General features: G+C 58.8%; 17 protein-coding genes. 14 read left to right on the top strand and 3 right to left on the bottom strand.

Features of this window, described 5'->3' with window-relative positions; translation table 11 throughout:
• The first annotated feature begins 20 nt into the window (after window positions 1-20).
• The 5 genes from FB555_RS04785 to FB555_RS04765 are packed head-to-tail and all read left to right on the top strand — an operon-like array spanning window position 21 to window position 5,011.
• Window positions 21-380 carry a YraN family protein gene (locus tag FB555_RS04785; protein ID WP_182484336.1) on the top strand — a complete coding sequence of 120 codons (360 nt, stop codon included), beginning with the start codon at window positions 21-23 and terminating at the stop codon, window positions 378-380.
• A complete protein-coding gene (locus FB555_RS04780; RefSeq protein ID WP_182484335.1) occupies window positions 377-1,924 on the top strand; it encodes a YifB family Mg chelatase-like AAA ATPase in 1,548 nt (515 codons plus the stop codon). The genes FB555_RS04785 and FB555_RS04780 overlap by 4 nt, the downstream gene beginning before the upstream one ends.
• Window positions 1,921-3,207, top strand: coding sequence for a DNA-processing protein DprA (gene dprA / locus FB555_RS04775; RefSeq protein WP_182484334.1), 1,287 nt, complete (start codon window positions 1,921-1,923; stop codon window positions 3,205-3,207). The genes FB555_RS04780 and dprA overlap by 4 nt, the downstream gene beginning before the upstream one ends.
• Window positions 3,208-3,261: 54 nt before the next feature.
• A complete protein-coding gene (heR, locus tag FB555_RS04770) occupies window positions 3,262-4,065 on the top strand; it encodes a heliorhodopsin HeR (protein ID WP_182484333.1) in 804 nt (267 codons plus the stop codon).
• A gap of 16 nt (window positions 4,066-4,081) precedes the next feature.
• Window positions 4,082-5,011, top strand: coding sequence for a tyrosine recombinase XerC (locus tag FB555_RS04765; protein WP_182484332.1), 930 nt, complete (start codon window positions 4,082-4,084; stop codon window positions 5,009-5,011).
• Between the two features lie 27 nt (window positions 5,012-5,038).
• Here FB555_RS04765 and FB555_RS04760 read toward each other — a convergent pair whose 3' ends face one another.
• Complete coding sequence (locus FB555_RS04760) at window positions 5,039-5,569, bottom strand: M23 family metallopeptidase (protein ID WP_182484331.1); 531 nt, start codon at window positions 5,567-5,569, stop codon at window positions 5,039-5,041.
• Window positions 5,570-5,611: 42 nt separating this feature from the next.
• Window positions 5,612-7,249, bottom strand: a complete 1,638-nt coding sequence (locus FB555_RS04755) for an MFS transporter (protein WP_343046406.1) — start codon at window positions 7,247-7,249, stop codon at window positions 5,612-5,614.
• 233 nt (window positions 7,250-7,482) lie between these two features.
• Between FB555_RS04755 and rpsB the strand changes: the two genes are divergently transcribed.
• The 9 genes from rpsB (at window position 7,483) to FB555_RS04710 (ending at window position 14,131) form a co-directional block, all read left to right on the top strand.
• A complete protein-coding gene (gene rpsB, locus FB555_RS04750; RefSeq protein WP_182484330.1) occupies window positions 7,483-8,490 on the top strand; it encodes a 30S ribosomal protein S2 in 1,008 nt (335 codons plus the stop codon).
• Between the two features lie 40 nt (window positions 8,491-8,530).
• Window positions 8,531-9,358 carry a translation elongation factor Ts gene (gene tsf, locus FB555_RS04745; protein ID WP_182484329.1) on the top strand — a complete coding sequence of 276 codons (828 nt, stop codon included), beginning with the start codon at window positions 8,531-8,533 and terminating at the stop codon, window positions 9,356-9,358.
• 115 nt (window positions 9,359-9,473) lie between these two features.
• Window positions 9,474-10,190: a UMP kinase gene (pyrH, locus tag FB555_RS04740; protein ID WP_182484328.1), complete on the top strand. Its 717-nt coding sequence runs from the start codon at window positions 9,474-9,476 to the stop codon at window positions 10,188-10,190.
• Window positions 10,191-10,227: 37 nt separating this feature from the next.
• Window positions 10,228-10,782: a ribosome recycling factor gene (gene frr, locus FB555_RS04735; RefSeq protein WP_182484327.1), complete on the top strand. Its 555-nt coding sequence runs from the start codon at window positions 10,228-10,230 to the stop codon at window positions 10,780-10,782.
• Between the two features lie 5 nt (window positions 10,783-10,787).
• Window positions 10,788-11,762 (top strand): phosphatidate cytidylyltransferase, encoded by a 975-nt coding sequence (locus tag FB555_RS04730; RefSeq protein WP_246323600.1) that lies wholly within the window; start codon window positions 10,788-10,790, stop codon window positions 11,760-11,762.
• A 43-nt stretch (window positions 11,763-11,805) separates the two neighbouring features.
• The gene (locus tag FB555_RS04725) at window positions 11,806-12,363 is read left to right on the top strand and encodes a DivIVA domain-containing protein (RefSeq protein WP_182484326.1); all 558 of its coding nucleotides are present in this window, start codon (window positions 11,806-11,808) and stop codon (window positions 12,361-12,363) included.
• 71 nt (window positions 12,364-12,434) lie between these two features.
• Entirely contained in the window at window positions 12,435-13,091 is a 657-nt protein-coding gene (locus tag FB555_RS10935) for an aggregation-promoting factor C-terminal-like domain-containing protein (RefSeq protein ID WP_246323599.1), read from the top strand.
• Window positions 13,092-13,112: 21 nt separating this feature from the next.
• Complete coding sequence (locus tag FB555_RS04715) at window positions 13,113-13,409, top strand: hypothetical protein (protein WP_182484325.1); 297 nt, start codon at window positions 13,113-13,115, stop codon at window positions 13,407-13,409.
• The gene (locus FB555_RS04710; RefSeq protein ID WP_182484324.1) at window positions 13,406-14,131 is read left to right on the top strand and encodes an alpha/beta hydrolase; all 726 of its coding nucleotides are present in this window, start codon (window positions 13,406-13,408) and stop codon (window positions 14,129-14,131) included. The genes FB555_RS04715 and FB555_RS04710 overlap by 4 nt, the downstream gene beginning before the upstream one ends.
• Here FB555_RS04710 and FB555_RS04705 read toward each other — a convergent pair.
• A complete protein-coding gene (locus FB555_RS04705; RefSeq protein WP_182484323.1) occupies window positions 14,128-15,177 on the bottom strand; it encodes an AI-2E family transporter in 1,050 nt (349 codons plus the stop codon). The genes FB555_RS04710 and FB555_RS04705 overlap by 4 nt on opposite strands.
• Between the last annotated feature and the right edge of the window lie 11 nt (window positions 15,178-15,188).

Genomic DNA, 15,188 nt, shown 5'->3' with positions numbered 1-15,188 from the left:
CTCGGTGGTGGGAGGCCACCATGGCAGAGAAAGACGCCCTCGGGCGCACCGGTGAACAATTAGCCGTTGAGTTCCTCATTCGGTGCGGTTACGCCGTCGTGGAGCGAAACTGGCGTTGCCGGCAAGGCGAAATCGATATCGTGGCTCGCGACGGCGCCACGACGGTTTTCGTCGAGGTCAAGACGAGGTCCGGGGTTGGTTTTGGCCACCCGTTCGAGGCGCTGTCGCTCACAAAACTTGCCAGATTGCGAAGACTTGCAGGTGCCTGGTGTGAGGCGCATCCCGAAACGGGCGGCGACATTCGAATTGACGCGATTGCCGTTATCTCCCCACCCCACGAAGCACCCCAGATCGAACACCTCGAAGCAGTGTTCGCATGAGCATTGGGCGAACGTATGCCATCGCATTGTCTGGAATGAGCGGAACGATTGTCGAAATTGAGGCAGATTTAGCGAACGGCTTGCCAGGACTCTCGTTGATTGGATTGCCCGATCGGGCCTTGGGAGAGGCCGCCGAAAGAGTGCGCTCGGCGGTGGTCAACTCCGGGTACAAACTTGCTCCGCGGCGCCTCACGGTCAACCTCTCGCCCGCAGCGCTGCCCAAGCGTGGCTCTGGGTTTGATTTGGGAATTGCGCTCGCCTGTCTCGCGGCAGGAGGCGTTCTCAATTCCGGTTCAATCGAAGACGTCGTGCACATCGGGGAGCTCTCCCTCGATGGCCGCTTGAGGCCCACAGGAGGGGTCCTGCCGGCTGTCATTGCGGCCCGTGCCTCCGGGCGAACACGCATCATGGTTCCCATCGCAAATGCCGCCGAGGCCACCCTTGTGCCGGGCATGACAGTGATTCCGGTGGCTTCCCTTCGGGAGGCGGCAATGGCCCATGGTGCCCGTGCCGCTGCCCCGACCTCATGGGTAGAGCTTCCCGCACTCCTCTCGCAAAATCCCATCGTTGCCGAGGAGGAGGACCCGCTGGATCTCTCAGATGTGGTCGGAAATAATGACGCAATCGAAGCCCTCATCGTGGCAGCCGCAGGCGGGCATCATCTCCTGATGTCAGGTCCGCCGGGAGCGGGAAAGACAATGTTGGCCATGAGGCTGCCGGGAATCTTGCCCAACTTGAGTGAGGCCGCGGCCCTCGATGTTGCCTCGATTCGTTCTCTCGTGGGGCATTCTCTGGGCAATGCCTTGCCGACGAGGCCCCCATGGGAAGCGCCCCATCACACCACGACCACAGCAGCCATGATCGGTGGCGGTTCGGGCATGATTCGTCCCGGGTCTGCGGCCAGGGCCAGTCATGGCGTTCTTTTTCTTGACGAGGCACCTGAATTTCCCGCCTCAGTTTTGGATGCTCTGCGCCAGCCGTTGGAATCAGGGCTTGTGTCCATCCATCGCGCCAACGCTGTAGCCACATTTCCTGCATCTTTCCAGTTGGTGCTGGCGGCCAACCCGTGTCCCTGCGGCAATTACGGATCGAACGAAACGGACTGTGTGTGTCCTCCGTCTGCAAGGCGGCGTTACCTGGCCCGGCTCTCGGGACCGCTCACCGACCGCATTGATATTCAGCTGAGGGTGAGGCGCCTGAGTCTGGTGGCGCTTCGCTTGGATGCGACGCCACGGTATTCAACGGGGGAGGCCCGGCAGCGAGTTTTTGACGCCCGTGCCCGGACGGCCGATCGTTTGCAGGCAACGCCGTGGCGAACGAACGCTCAGGTTTCCGGTCCCTACCTTCGTTCTCCAGAAAATCGCCTCCCGTCGCACGTGACAGCCTCTCTCGATCGCGCTCTCGAACGCGGCGGGCTGACCATGCGCGGCTATGACCGCGTGCTCAAGTTGGCATGGACTATTGCCGACCTTGATGGCACTGATCGGCCGGGTATTGACCAAGTCGGTCGTGCCCTCTACCTTCGCAAAGGAATGACCCCATGAACCTCACAGCCACCACGTTATTTGGCGGACTCAACGAGGCCGATGTTCTCACTCGGCTCCGGGCCGTTTCTGCCGTCACCGGCGATAGCACAGCTGAAGATGCAGCGGAGGTGTTTGCCCGTGTGGCGTTCTCAGGCATCGCCGAGCCCGGTGATCGCATGGCCGGAATGTTGCTAACCGCGCTGGGGGCGAACGGCGCCTTAGATGCCCTTATCCGACGGTGTGATCCCGAGCGCATCATGGGGTTGATGGGGCAGACCGCGGGCGGTGCAGCGCTGGGCATAGCCTTCGACGAAGAACTTGTTCAGCTCATCAGCGCCGGGCTCGAGCGGTGGGCACCGCGGCTGAATGCCCGTGAAGCCGTCGCACACCTCGAACGGGCGGCGCGCTTTGACACCGTGCTATTGACACCCGCACACGCCTTCTGGCCTCAGGGTCTCGACGACCTTGGATTGCATGCCCCCCATGTGTTGTGGGCTCGGGGGACTCCCGAGCTATTGGCCACGTTGCCCCGATCGATTGCTGTGGTGGGGGCAAGGGCGTCAACCGGGTACGGAGAGCACGTCACGATGGAAGCGGCAGCTGGATTAGTGGACAGAGGAGTGACCGTTGTCTCGGGGGCGGCCTACGGCATCGATGGAATGGCGCACCGTTCGGCACTGGCTAGCGGAGGCAACACTGTCGCCTTTCTCGCCGGCGGCGTAGATCGGTTCTATCCTTCCGGTCATGACGCGCTCTTGCACCGGATTGTCGCCAGTGGGGTTGTGCTTTCGGAGCTACCCTGTGGGGCCTCGCCCACAAAATGGCGGTTTTTGCAACGGAATCGTTTAATCGCAGCGGCCAGTGCCGCAACGGTCGTCATCGAGGCAGGCTGGCGGTCCGGATCGCTCAACACCGCGGGCCATGCTTCTGCGCTCGGCCGGCCACTGGGAGTGGTCCCTGGTCCCGTAACGTCTGCGTCTTCGGCCGGGTGTCATCGGCTTCTTCGTGAAACGGATGCCATCCTCGTCACCACCGCTGCGGAAATGTTCGAGCTTCTTTCTCTTGACATTGCGCCTCCGGCGCGCGAACGAGATGAGCAAGAGGACCCCGAGGAACGCCGTGTCATGGATGCCCTCAGTTTGCGAACACCGCGTTCGGCCGAAGATATCGCTCGTCGGGCTGGTCTTTCCGTGATGCAGGTCCAGAGCGTCTTAGGGCTGTGCGAGCTTACGGGGCGGGCTGTCGGCGGTGACAAGGGCTGGCGTCGTCACGGTGGCAGTGATCCTCAAAAGGGTGGGTAAACCCCCTATTGGTGCTAACCTCAGACAGTCCAAAATTGAGCTAAGGAGTCCTTGATGGCGCGCAAGACGTACACAAATGACGAGCAGATTTCTCGCCTCCGGGTCTACAACATTGTGGCCGGTGCGGTTCACCTGTTGCAGGCGCTTGTCTTTGGTTATGTTTTGACGTTGCTGACCAAGCAGGTCGTCTTTGGCGTCACGATCGACTACATGACGGGGCCTCCCGGAGTGGAGCTTCCGACGGAGAAGGTCACGCTCTTCTCGATCAACCTAGGCATTGGCGTCGTAGCGTTCCTGGCACTGTCCGCCTTCTTCCATTTCCTCATTTCCTCGCCCTGGTTCTTCGCGCGATATGGCGCCGGGTTGAAGGCCAACCACAACTATTTCCGTTGGGTTGAGTACGCGCTGAGCTCCTCCATCATGATTTGGTTGATTGCCCAGCTGACAGGCATTAATAACTTCTCCGCCCTCGTGTCAATTTTCGCGGTCAACGCGGCCATGATCATGTTCGGGGCGCTTCAGGAGAAGTACGAAACTCCCGGCAACGGCAAATTCCTCCCCTTCGTATTTGGCTCGATGGTGGGCATCGTTCCCTGGATCTTGGTATTCGTGTACCTTTTCCAGCCCGGGGCTTCGGGGGCGGCGCAAGTGCCTGGTTTCGTCATTGGCATCATCGTGTCGCTCTTTGTTCTCTTCAACACGTTCGCCGTGAATCAAATCCTCCAGTACAAGCAGATCGGCGGCTGGAGCAACTATCTCCGTGGCGAGCGCATGTACATCACGCTGAGTCTCGTGGCGAAGTCTCTCTTGGCCTGGCAAGTTTTCTCCGGCGCCGTAATTCCCGCGCTGACCAACTAAGCAATACCGTGGAGGTATGCAACTTCAGCAGGCGGTAGACGACTTCATTGTCTACCTTGCTGCCGAGCGCGCCTATTCACCCCATACGGTCAAGGCGTATCGAACGGATGCTTCGGCACTGCTGAATTACGCTGAAGACAGAGGACTCGCAAGCGTAGAGAACCTCAACCTCGAGTTTTTACGCGACTGGCTTTGGAAAGGCTCAGGTGAGGGGCTTTCGAAGATGACCTTGGCCAGGCGGTCCGCCACCGCGCGAAGTTTTACGGCGTGGCTGAAGCGCATGGGCTTAGTGTCGACGGATCCTGGTATCCGGCTCAAATCTCCCAAGACCGATTCCACCCTGCCGCGCGTCATTACCGAAGTTCAGATGCGGGATCTATTTGATTCCCTCCAATTGCGCGTAGGGGGCGAGGATTCCCCGCAGGCCGTTCGCGACCTTGCCATTGTCGAAGTGCTCTACGCCACGGGGATCCGCGTTTCTGAGCTTGTGGGACTCAACGTCAGTGATGTCGACCTTGAGCGGCGAACGATGAGAGTACTGGGGAAGGGGGCCAAGGAACGGGTGGTTCCCTTTGGCGCTCCTGCCGCAACGGCACTGTTGTCCATGCTCGAGCACTCAACGGGGGACATGAATGCTGGATCGGACTCAGGCTCCGGAACACCTCGGTCTGGGGCACTATTTTTGGGTGCCCGGGGAGCGCGGCTGACGACACGCGCCGTCTATCGAGTAGTCGCCGATCTTCTCGCCTCGCTGGAGGGGTCGGGGCCGTCAGGCCCCCACGTTCTACGCCACACGGCAGCGACTCACCTGCTCGACGGTGGTGCAGACCTGCGGATCGTTCAAGAACTCCTCGGACACGCCAGCATGGGGACGACCCAGATCTATACCCACGTCTCTGTCGAGCGGCTGCGCTCCAGTTATGCGCAGGCTCACCCTCGTGCGTAGAAGCGAGACAGCGTTTCTACAGCGCTCTTAGTCCCGCCAGGGGAGGAGCACCGCCCGATTAATCGCGGAGAGAAAAGCCAGCGGCGACAGGTATTCCCCGTCGATGCGTGCTCCTAGGTGGAGGCAGGGACAAGCCTCGGATGCTGTTGCGTGAAGCCCGGTGATGTGGCCGATGGTGTCGCCCGCCTGAACGCTTTGCCCTGCGTGAACGACGGCTGTCACCGGCTCATAACTGGATGTCACACCCCCGCCGTGATCAATACTGATGACACCGCGATCCACGACGATGCCCGCAAAGAGGACGGTTCCGGCAGCGGGTGCCAGAACGGGCGTGTCCACTGCCGCGACCAAATCGATACCCCGGTGACCGACACCGTAAGGAGTGGGGGGCGCAACGTAGGGCCTCTGGATTCGCCATGGTGCGGCAATGGGCCACGACCATGTATCCGCAATGGCCCCGCGGGCAGCAGTCACTGGAAAAGCCACAGAGACCGTCAAGGCCAGCAAGGCCGTCGCGAGGACCCGTGTAACGAAGGTTCGACCTGGCGATGAAAACATGACGTCAGCTTGGCGCCTTTGGCCGCGTGAAAGGTGGTGAAATTATGACGTGGGGGATGCGCGGCCTTCGGTACCCGTGGTGGAGGAGAGCAGCTCGGCTTGCGCACTTGCCGCGTAGCGAGCGTAAAGATCCCGTTCTTTTTCTCGACGAGGGAAGAAAAGGAAAACGAGCAAAATTCCGACAAGCATCGTCAGGATCCCGGCCACATAGGCCCAGTCCGCGCCCTCGAGGAAGGAGGTCTTTGCTGCTTCCACGATGGCGTTGGCGTAATCGGGATACTGCTTGGCGAGGTCCTCCGCGCTTCCGAATGACTTCGCAAGACCCGTAGCGACGCCGCTCGTGATACCGGATTTCACAGCCTCCGGAGCGTTGGCAATAGAAGTCGCGATCGCCCCGGCATAGCCGGCCCCCAGGATGGCCCCGAGCATGGACTGCATAATCGAACCGCCGAGATCGCGTTGCAGATCCCCCGTTCCCGATGCCATGCCCACTTTGGTGACCGGTACGGAATCCGTCAGTGCATGAGAGGCCGGAGTGCCCGCAATGCCAACGCCCAACCCAATGAGCGCATAACTCAAAATGACCACGCCGACAGTCGTTGTCGTTGTCCACAGAAAGTACATGCTCATAAAGCCCAGTGTGCAGGCCACAAAACCCATGAGCAGTGTCACGCGTGAGCCATATCGTTCGATGAGACGACTCGAGAAAGGCGCGGCGGCGACCATGAAAACGGCGCAGGGAACGATCGATGATCCAGCCTGAAGCGCGTTGTAGCCCAGAACATTTTGCAGAAACTGCTGCCCGATGTACATTGCCCCCATGAGGGAACCGAAGACAATGATGCCGGCCACCGCTGAGACCCAAAATGTTGGTCGGGCGGCGTAGCGCAGATCGAAAAGGGGCGATCCGGCAAGCCTCTGGCGAATGAAGAAAGCGATGCCAGCTCCAGCGCTCAGCAAGAGCAAAAAAATTGCCCGATCAAGTTGACCGGGAAGGCTGACGTAGTTGATACCCAAAACCAGCCCACCAATGAAGATCGCCGAAAGGACTCCGCCGAGGTGATCGACGCGCTCCTTCGTTTCGTTAACGTGGCTCGGTACATAACGCCACACCAGAACAATGGCAATCACAGCAAAGGGCACCGCGATGAGAAAGGACCAACCCCAAGCAAACTTCAGCAAGATTGCCCCGGCAATGAGGGGTGACATTGAGGACATGGCGGCACCGAGAGCAGACCATAATGCGATAGCACGAGTTCGCGCCGGGCCGGACCAGAGTGCCGTAATCAGCGCCAAGGTCGTGGGATAGGCCATGCCCGCAGCGAGCCCACCGAGCAGGCGCGAAAGTGCCAGAAGCTCGACCGTGGGGGAAAGGGCTGAGAGGAAGGCCGCGGGAATACCCAGAACGAGCCCGAGGATCAACATCATTTTGCGGCCATAACGATCGCCGAGCGCGCCGAGATAGAGAACGGATGCCGCCAGCCCCAAAGAGAACCCGACGGCAACAAGGTTAAGACCAGTCTGCGAGGCATTCAGGTCACGACCGATGTCCGGCAATCCGACATTTGCGACGGCCAAGTTCATGTTGGCCACTCCCGCGCCCATGACAAGCGCAATCAGAATGAGCCCCTGACGGGTCGGTGCCACGGATGCTCTGTTCGCGACGGTGGAAGTTGCCACAGTAATGTCCCCAAATCTTTTCTCTCTCATCATGCCGTACACTGGTCATGCACTCCGATTTATCGGGGTGACTTCGCGTGCCTACTAGCGTGTGAAATCCCATCGGTCGAAGATGCGAAAGCATTTACGCGGGTTTTCCTCCGGGCACTAGGGCAAGAGACCTTCGGTCCTTGCGACATAACCGCAAATGACGTGTGAGTGCTGTGCGCTCGCGTCAAGAACAGGAGATGGCCATGGCCGTCGTCACCATTCGCCAGCTGCTCGACAGCGGCGTTCACTTCGGACACCAGACTCGTCGGTGGAACCCGAAGGTTAAGCGCTTTATTCTTGCCGAGCGCTCCGGCATCCACATCATTGACCTTCAGCAGTCGTTGGTTCACATTGACAACGCCTATGACTTCGTCAAAGAGACCGTTGCCCACGGTGGAACCATCCTCTTTGTCGGTACCAAGAAGCAGGCTCAGGAGTCCATCTCCGAGCAGGCAACGCGCGTAGGCCAGCCCTACGTCAACCAGCGCTGGTTGGGTGGACTTCTCACCAACTTCCAGACGGTTGGCAAGCGCCTCCAGCGCATGAAGGAGCTCGAAGAGCTCGACTTCACGGACACCGCACACAGCGGTTTCACGAAGAAAGAAATGTTGATCAAGAAGCGTGAACTCGTCAAGCTCCACAAGAGCCTTGGTGGTATCCGCAACCTGACCAAGACGCCGAGCGCTCTGTGGATCGTCGACACCAAGAAGGAGCACCTCGCCATTGACGAGGCTCGCAAGCTTGGGATCCCCGTTATCGGCATCCTCGACACCAACTGCGACCCCGACGAAATGACCTACCCCATCCCAGGTAACGATGACGCGATCCGTTCCGTTGCACTGCTCACTCGCATCATTGCGGATGCTGCTGCCGAGGGCCTGATCCAGCGCCACGCAAAGCCTGAGTCGGGCGAGCCTGCTGAGCCTATGGCCGAGTGGGAGCGTGAGCTTCTTGAGGCTTCCGCCACAGAGTCTGCTGCCGAGACCGTTGAGGTCGAAGCCGTTGCCGACGAGGCTGCTGTTGAGGCAATTGTTGCCGAGACCGTTGCGGCTGATGCTGCTGTCGAAACCATCGTTGAGGCGGCAGCGGAAGCTGCCGTTGAGGTTGTTGCTGAAGACGTTGTTGCTGAAGAAGTTGCTGCTGAAGCTGCCCCCAAGGCGGCCCCTAAAGCTGCTGCTCCCAAAGCTGCTGCTCCCAAGCCCGCCAAGTAACTTTTCCCTTTTTTCATCCTGACAAAGGAGCGCTAGACATATGGCTAACTTCAGCCTGGAAGACCTGAAAGCCCTGCGCGAACGCCTTGGCACCGGAATGGTAGATACCAAGAACGCTTTGGTCGAAGCCGAGGGTGACATGGACAAGGCAATCGAGATTCTTCGTCTCAAGGGAGCAAAGGGCAACGCTAAGCGCGCCGACCGCTCCACGAGCGAAGGCCTCGTTGCTGCTGCAGAGAACGGCAACACCGCAACGATTATTGAGCTCGCTTGCGAGACTGACTTCGTCGCTAAGGGTGACAAGTTCGTCGCTCTCGCCGACAAGGTTCTCGCAGCGGTTGTTGCCGCCGGCGCGACTTCCGTCGAAGAGGGCCTTGCGGCTCCCCTCGAGGGCACCACCGTGGAGACCTTCATCAACGATGAGGCCGCCATCTTGGGCGAGAAGATCGAACTGCGTCGCCTGACGTCGATTACGGCAGAACACTTTGCTATCTACCTGCACAAGACCAGCCAGGACCTGCCCCCGCAGGTTGGCGTCTTGGTCGGGTACACCGGCGATGATGGTGAGACGGCTCGCGCAATCGCGCAGCACATCTCGTTTGCTGACCCGCTCTACTTGAGCCGCGAGGATGTCCCCGCTGCTGAGGTGGAGAAGGAACGTCACATCGTCGAGGAGATCAGCCGCAACGAGGGCAAGCCCGAAGCGCAGCTGTCCAAGATCGTCGAGGGTCGCATCAGTGCCTTCATCAAGCAGATTGCTTTGCTGGAACAGGAATACTCGCGTGACAACAAGTTCAAGGTTGCTCAAGTTCTCGACAACGCCGGCATCACCGTAACGGGGTTCACTCGTTTCAAGGTTGGCGCTTAAGTTTTATCCCATGAAGAAGTCCGGATCGCTACACAAGCGCATCCGGACTTCTTTTTGTGTGCCCAGCACCCACTAGTTTTGAAGTACACATAAAGCTGACAAAGGAACTCCACACATGACCGATGGAAATCGCCGCCGCAGGGTTTTGCTTAAGCTGTCGGGTGAGGCGTTTGGCGGGGGATCACTGGGAGTAAACCCCGATGTGGTGAGCGGGATAGCGCGCGAAATTGCTGCGGCCGCTGACCGAGTAGAAATCGCGATTGTTGTCGGAGGCGGCAATTTCTTCCGTGGCGCTGAACTCTCTCAGCGGGGCATGGATCGCTCTCGTGCCGACTACATGGGCATGTTGGGCACCGTTATGAATGCTCTCGCGCTTCAAGACTTCCTTGAGCAGGCCGGTGCGGCTACGCGGGTTCAGTCGGCCATTGCCATGTCTCAAGTGGCCGAACCTTACCTTCCTTTGCGCGCCATTCGCCACCTTGAAAAGGGTCGAATCGTTATTTTTGGTGCCGGCGCGGGCTTGCCTTTCTTTTCCACCGACACAGTCTCGGCTCAACGGGCGTTGGAGATTCACGCCGATGAAGTGCTGGTGGCGAAGAACGGTGTCGATGGCGTCTACACGGATGATCCTCGAACGAACCCCCAGGCCACCAAGCTCGACCACGTGACCTATGGTGAGGCCCTACAGAAGGGACTCAAGGTGGTTGATTCGACCGCCTTTAGCCTCTGCATGGATAACAAAATGCCGATGCGAATTTTTGGCATGGAGCCTGCAGGCAACGTGACACAGGCCATCTTGGGCGCCGAAATTGGCACCCTTGTGACAAACTAGACTTTCTTCACTGCACCAAAAAACCAAGGAGTTACACGTGATTGCGGAAGTTTTGGCCGATACTGCCGAACGCATGAATAAAGCCGTCGATGTTGCGAAGGAAGATTTTTCCAACGTGCGAACGGGACGCGCTAGCCCGAGCTTGTTCCAAAAGGTGATGGTGACCTATTACGGAACGCCGACGCCGCTTCAACAGCTTGCCTCGATGCAGAATCTTGAAGCACGCACTCTCATCTTGACGCCGTTCGATAAGAGCGCGCTTCGGGACATTGAGGCCGCTATTCGCAACATGCCCAACCTTGGTGCGAGCCCCACCAACGACGGAAACATTATTCGCGTCACGCTTCCTGAACTCACGCAAGAGCGCCGCAAAGAATTCGTGAAGATTGTTCGCGGCAAGGCAGAAGACGCAAAAGTTGCCATTCGCAATATCCGTCGCAAGGCGAAAGACGACCTGGATTCGCTTAAGGGCGATATTGGCGAGGACGATTTGGCCCGCGGCGAAAAAGAACTTGAAGCCGTGACGAAGACGCACATCGATGCTGTTGATGATGCTCTGAAGCGCAAAGAAGTTGAACTGCTAGAGATTTAACCCTCATGCGCGAGATCCCCCCGCTTGACGACACCAGCCGGCGCAACCCTGCTGGTGAGCTTCATGCGCAAATGAAGGCGACACGAGCCGATTTTGAGCGTCAGCTGGAGGCCAAGCGCCTCCAGTTTGATCAGGCAAACGAACGTCTGCAGCAGCGCACGGGACGAAATATCATCTGGGCCGTTGTTATCGGTGTCACGCTCGGTGTCCTTCTCGTCTTGAGCCTGGTGCTCATCAAGGAAATGTTCATGCCGTTCGCCGGCGTTCTTTTAGGAATGTCATCCTTCGAGCTATCAACGGCCCTGCGCAAGATGGGGCGACGCGTTCCTCGAACCCCCACGGTGGTCACGACGTTAGCCGCTATTCCTGCCGCTTACTACGGTGGAATTCTTGTTGCTTTAGCTGTTATTCTCGCTGGTCTTGGTGTGACCGCACTGTGGCGACTGATCGAGGCTCGGTTCGGTGGACATCCGGCAACGCGCTATCAATTCGCGCACGACACTGTCGCCGCCTCATTCGTGCAGGGGTATGTCACACTGCTCGGATGCTTTGTGGTCGCCTTGGTGGCCCAACCTGATGGTCAGTGGTGGGCGCTGGCTTTTCTCCTCATCGTAATTTCCGTCGACACCGGCGCCTACGTGAGCGGCCTCAATTTTGGGAAGCATCCCATGGCGCCCAAAATCAGCCCGAAAAAGACGTGGGAGGGATTCGCTGGTGCGGCCGTCTTCGCCATGGTCGTCGGGGTTTTGCTTTCGATCTTCATGCTGGGGGAATCGTGGTGGTTTGGCATCATCTTCGGGCTTGTAATTTTGGCTACGGCGACGCTGGGCGACTTGGGGGAATCGCATCTCAAACGCAAAATTGGGATCAAGGACATGAGCAGTTGGCTGGCCGGGCACGGGGGGTTTCTCGACCGGTTGGATTCGATCCTGCCGTCTTCGCTGGCGGCGTACGTTGTTTTCATGATCGTTACCCAATAGGCAACCCAGCATTGCACCGCAATTTGTTTGCAATAATGTCCCTGTGACTACGACTTTTCCGCGCGCCAGGCGCTCTTCCCTTGGCTATGACGTTTCTCAGGTCGAAGCGTTTCTCGCATTGGCGCGCAACGCATATGACGATGAGGCGACCGCTCACAACAGGCTGTCATCCTCCGACATCCGTCAAGCATCCTTTGCCATGCAAAAGGGCGGCTTCTCCTGTCGTCACGTGGACGCGGCATTGGAACGTCTGGAACTTGCGTTTGCACGCCGGGAACGCAATCGCGCCATCGTGACCTCGGGAACTCAAGCGTGGGTCGAAGCAGGCCAAGCCCGGCTAGAGGTGCTCCTGGCGCGATTTGAGCGCCCTGCCAAACACCGCTTCAACCGCGTGAGCCTGCTGTCACGAGGGTATTCGATGCTGGATGTCGATGCCTTTGCCGACAAGGCAAGCGCGGCGCTCGTTGAGGGTAAACCGTTTGCCGTGGATCAGGTTCGTGCCGCCATCTTTAGGCCCAAGTTCCGGGGCTATAACGAGACGCAGGTCGACCTCGTTCTTGACGGACTCGTTGATGTATTAATTGCGGTCGATACGGATTAGGAACTCCCTGCCGGCAATAATTTCTAGATTCGGGCTAAAATAGTCAAACCGTGGGAAAACATTCTGAATTAATGCGCGCACCGAACGACATGGTTGCGCGTTCAGAGGTGCCCCTAGCGGCGGTTTCTTCCTCCCGGATCCCCAAAGCAAGCTCTAAGAAGTTGGGAAATCGGGGACGACCACTCTTCCTCGGGGCTTTTATCATCACGGTCGGTGTTCTGCTGGTAAACGTTGTCGATCCCTATTCGGGGGCGGTCGCGTCCCCCTATTACCAAGTTGTCCCGCGATTCACTGAGGATTCCCAGAGTGTCGTCATGGTCGGTGGTTATGTCAACAATTCGGCCCGGGATGCGTACTCCGTCACGGGCAAGCCTGCCCCTGCCGTTGCTGCTGCGGCCTCCGCCCCTGTCGCCGGAATCCCGGACCCTGATTCCGCTCAGGCGATTGCCCTCGGAATAATTGCGTCGCACGGTTGGGGCGCCGATCAGTTCAACTGTCTCGTTTCCTTGTGGAACCGAGAGTCCCATTGGAACGTTTACGCCCACAACACCGGCAGCGGTGCTTACGGCATCCCTCAGGCGCTTCCAGGAGAGAAGATGGCGTCCGCTGGCGCCGACTGGCAGACCAATCCGGCAACGCAAATTACCTGGGGTCTGGGCTATATCGAGGGTCGTTACGGTTCGCCGTGTGGGGCCTGGGCCCACTCAGAAGACCGCGGCTGGTATTAGCTGTCGCCTAGGCTTGAGATCATGGCTCGACACAATCGCCCCCGTCGTCGTGATGGCGAGCATGAGCCACTCGATTTTGACCGCTTGAGCTCCGGATTGCGTCGCACGGAAGTTCGTGGGGGCCACGAATGGACCGTACAGAGCATTTCAGCCCTGCAAGCTACGAAGTCTTACCTCTGCCCTGGATGCGGCTTACACGTCTCCTCAGGCGTGGCGCACGTGGTTGCGTGGCGTGCTGATGGAATTCTGGGCGATGAAGCTGATCTCGCCGCACGCCGCCACTGGCACGATCATTGCTGGAAGATTGGAACGTCATGACGACAGAGATTCGTGGCAGCGTCATGCTGCCGGCCCGGAGAGAAGATGTTGAGCTGTACACCAGCGATGGCCTCACTCTGGTGGGCGAACTGGCACTGCCCGTAACGGGAGAGCCGGTGGCGACGCTCGTGACCCTTCACCCCCTCCCCACGGCAGGCGGATTCATGGACTCCCATATCCTGCGGAAAGCGGCCGCGCGTCTTCCCGCGTTGGCTCACGTCGCTGTGCTGCGTTTCAATACTCGTGGCACCAAGAGTGCCCGCGGAACGAGTCACGGAGTATTTGGTCACGGCAACGATGAGCGAGCAGATGTCGCGGCCGCGATGGCGTTCGTCACTGAACGTGGCCTACCAAATCCGTGGCTCCTCGGGTGGTCTTTTGGCACGGAGCTCGCCCTCAAATATGGCCGTGAGCACGACATTCGGGGGGCAATCTTGCTGTCGCCGCCGTTACACCGGGCCACCGCCGACGAGGTTGCCGCGTGGGCAGGAGACTTCCGCTCCCTCGTGGCCGTCATCCCCGAGCTCGATGACTACCTGCAGCCACCGGAAGCACGCGAAAGATTTGCGAGCGTTCCCAGCATCAAAATCGTTGAGGTGACCGGCGGAAAACACTTGTGGGTCGGCGAGAGCCAGACCAAGCGGGTGCTCACAGAGATCGTTGCGGTGGTGAATCCCAGCGCTTTGCCGCTACCCGAGGAATGGGACGGCCCTAGCGCCTAGTGCTCTTCTTGGGCGGGGATGACAATCTCTTTGACAATCAAAATCACTGAGGCTGCAATTGGGATCGCCACGAGGGCCCCAAGGATGCCAAGGAGCGTTCCGCCGGCGAGGGCGGCAATCACCACAATGGAACCCGGCACAGCGACCGCCTTGTTCATAATGCGCGGACTGATGACGTAGGCCTCAATTTGCATGTACACCAAGTAGTAAATCAAGGCCACGAGTGCCGTTTCGGGGGAGGCAAGAATGAGCTGCCCCAGAATGATGATGGTCGACGCAAGCACCGTACCGATGAGGGGGATCAGGGCCAATAAGAATGCGATGAAAGCGAAGACAAGAGCCGCCTTGCCGCCGATAATGGTCAGCAAAATAAAGGTCAGAATACCGTTTAGGAGCGCCAAGGCAATTTGGCCAACGACATATTTGCCCACGCCCGAGGTAATTTCCTCACTCATGCGAATGAAGGTTTCGCGCTTCGACTTGGGAACCAGCGAGTACACAACGCTCTTAATCGAGTCCATTGATGAGGTGAAATATAGCGTCAAGATGACAACGACGATGGTTCCCGTCACACCGTTCGCAATCGAGATTCCGACCGCAAAAGCACCGCCCGCAATCGAGCTGATATTGGAGGGGTTCTTGAAAAAGTCTGCCAGCGAGCCGAGGATCGCGTGGACGTCCACAAAACCACCGAATTGGGTATTGAGGTAGCCGACCCAATCCTGAGTCGTCAGGCTCTGAATAATGGCCGGCAGTGTGGCCACGAATGCTGCCGTCTGATCAATGATGTTTGGGAGGACACTCATAATGAGGCCCGCACACACGGCAAGCACGGCGACGATGACCGTCAGAATGGCCGCCCAATGGGGGAATCTGCGGGCGACGAGCCATTTAACGGCTGGATCTAGGCCCAAGGCCAAGAACAACGCGGCACCAATGTAGGTCAGAATCGTCGCCAGGGAACCGATTGCCGTTATTAAGAGGATGCCGACACCGACACCGAGGGTTCCGATGAGTCCGGCGCGGAAGGCATTCTGGATGCGCACGATGGTGCCCC

The organism is Alpinimonas psychrophila, assembly GCF_014137865.1.
GTDB classification, from domain to species: domain Bacteria; phylum Actinomycetota; class Actinomycetes; order Actinomycetales; family Microbacteriaceae; genus Alpinimonas; species Alpinimonas psychrophila.
Note: the sequence above shows the minus strand (reverse complement) of the source record. Positions and strands in the feature narration are given on the sequence as shown.

Bases quoted from the DNA above. Each gene is read 5' to 3' on its own strand.
- FB555_RS04785 (WP_182484336.1), top strand. From the start codon at position 21: ATGGCAGAGAAAGACGCCCTCGGGCGCACCGGTGAACAATTAGCCGTT.
- FB555_RS04780 (WP_182484335.1), top strand. From the start codon at position 377: ATGAGCATTGGGCGAACGTATGCCATCGCATTGTCTGGAATGAGCGGA.
- dprA (WP_182484334.1), top strand. From the start codon at position 1,921: ATGAACCTCACAGCCACCACGTTATTTGGCGGACTCAACGAGGCCGAT.
- heR (WP_182484333.1), top strand. From the start codon at position 3,262: ATGGCGCGCAAGACGTACACAAATGACGAGCAGATTTCTCGCCTCCGG.
- FB555_RS04765 (WP_182484332.1), top strand. From the start codon at position 4,082: ATGCAACTTCAGCAGGCGGTAGACGACTTCATTGTCTACCTTGCTGCC.
- FB555_RS04760 (WP_182484331.1), bottom strand. From the start codon at position 5,569: ATGTTTTCATCGCCAGGTCGAACCTTCGTTACACGGGTCCTCGCGACG.
- rpsB (WP_182484330.1), top strand. From the start codon at position 7,483: ATGGCCGTCGTCACCATTCGCCAGCTGCTCGACAGCGGCGTTCACTTC.
- tsf (WP_182484329.1), top strand. From the start codon at position 8,531: ATGGCTAACTTCAGCCTGGAAGACCTGAAAGCCCTGCGCGAACGCCTT.
- pyrH (WP_182484328.1), top strand. From the start codon at position 9,474: ATGACCGATGGAAATCGCCGCCGCAGGGTTTTGCTTAAGCTGTCGGGT.
- FB555_RS04730 (WP_246323600.1), top strand. From the start codon at position 10,788: ATGCGCGAGATCCCCCCGCTTGACGACACCAGCCGGCGCAACCCTGCT.
- FB555_RS10935 (WP_246323599.1), top strand. From the start codon at position 12,435: ATGCGCGCACCGAACGACATGGTTGCGCGTTCAGAGGTGCCCCTAGCG.
- FB555_RS04715 (WP_182484325.1), top strand. From the start codon at position 13,113: ATGGCTCGACACAATCGCCCCCGTCGTCGTGATGGCGAGCATGAGCCA.
- FB555_RS04710 (WP_182484324.1), top strand. From the start codon at position 13,406: ATGACGACAGAGATTCGTGGCAGCGTCATGCTGCCGGCCCGGAGAGAA.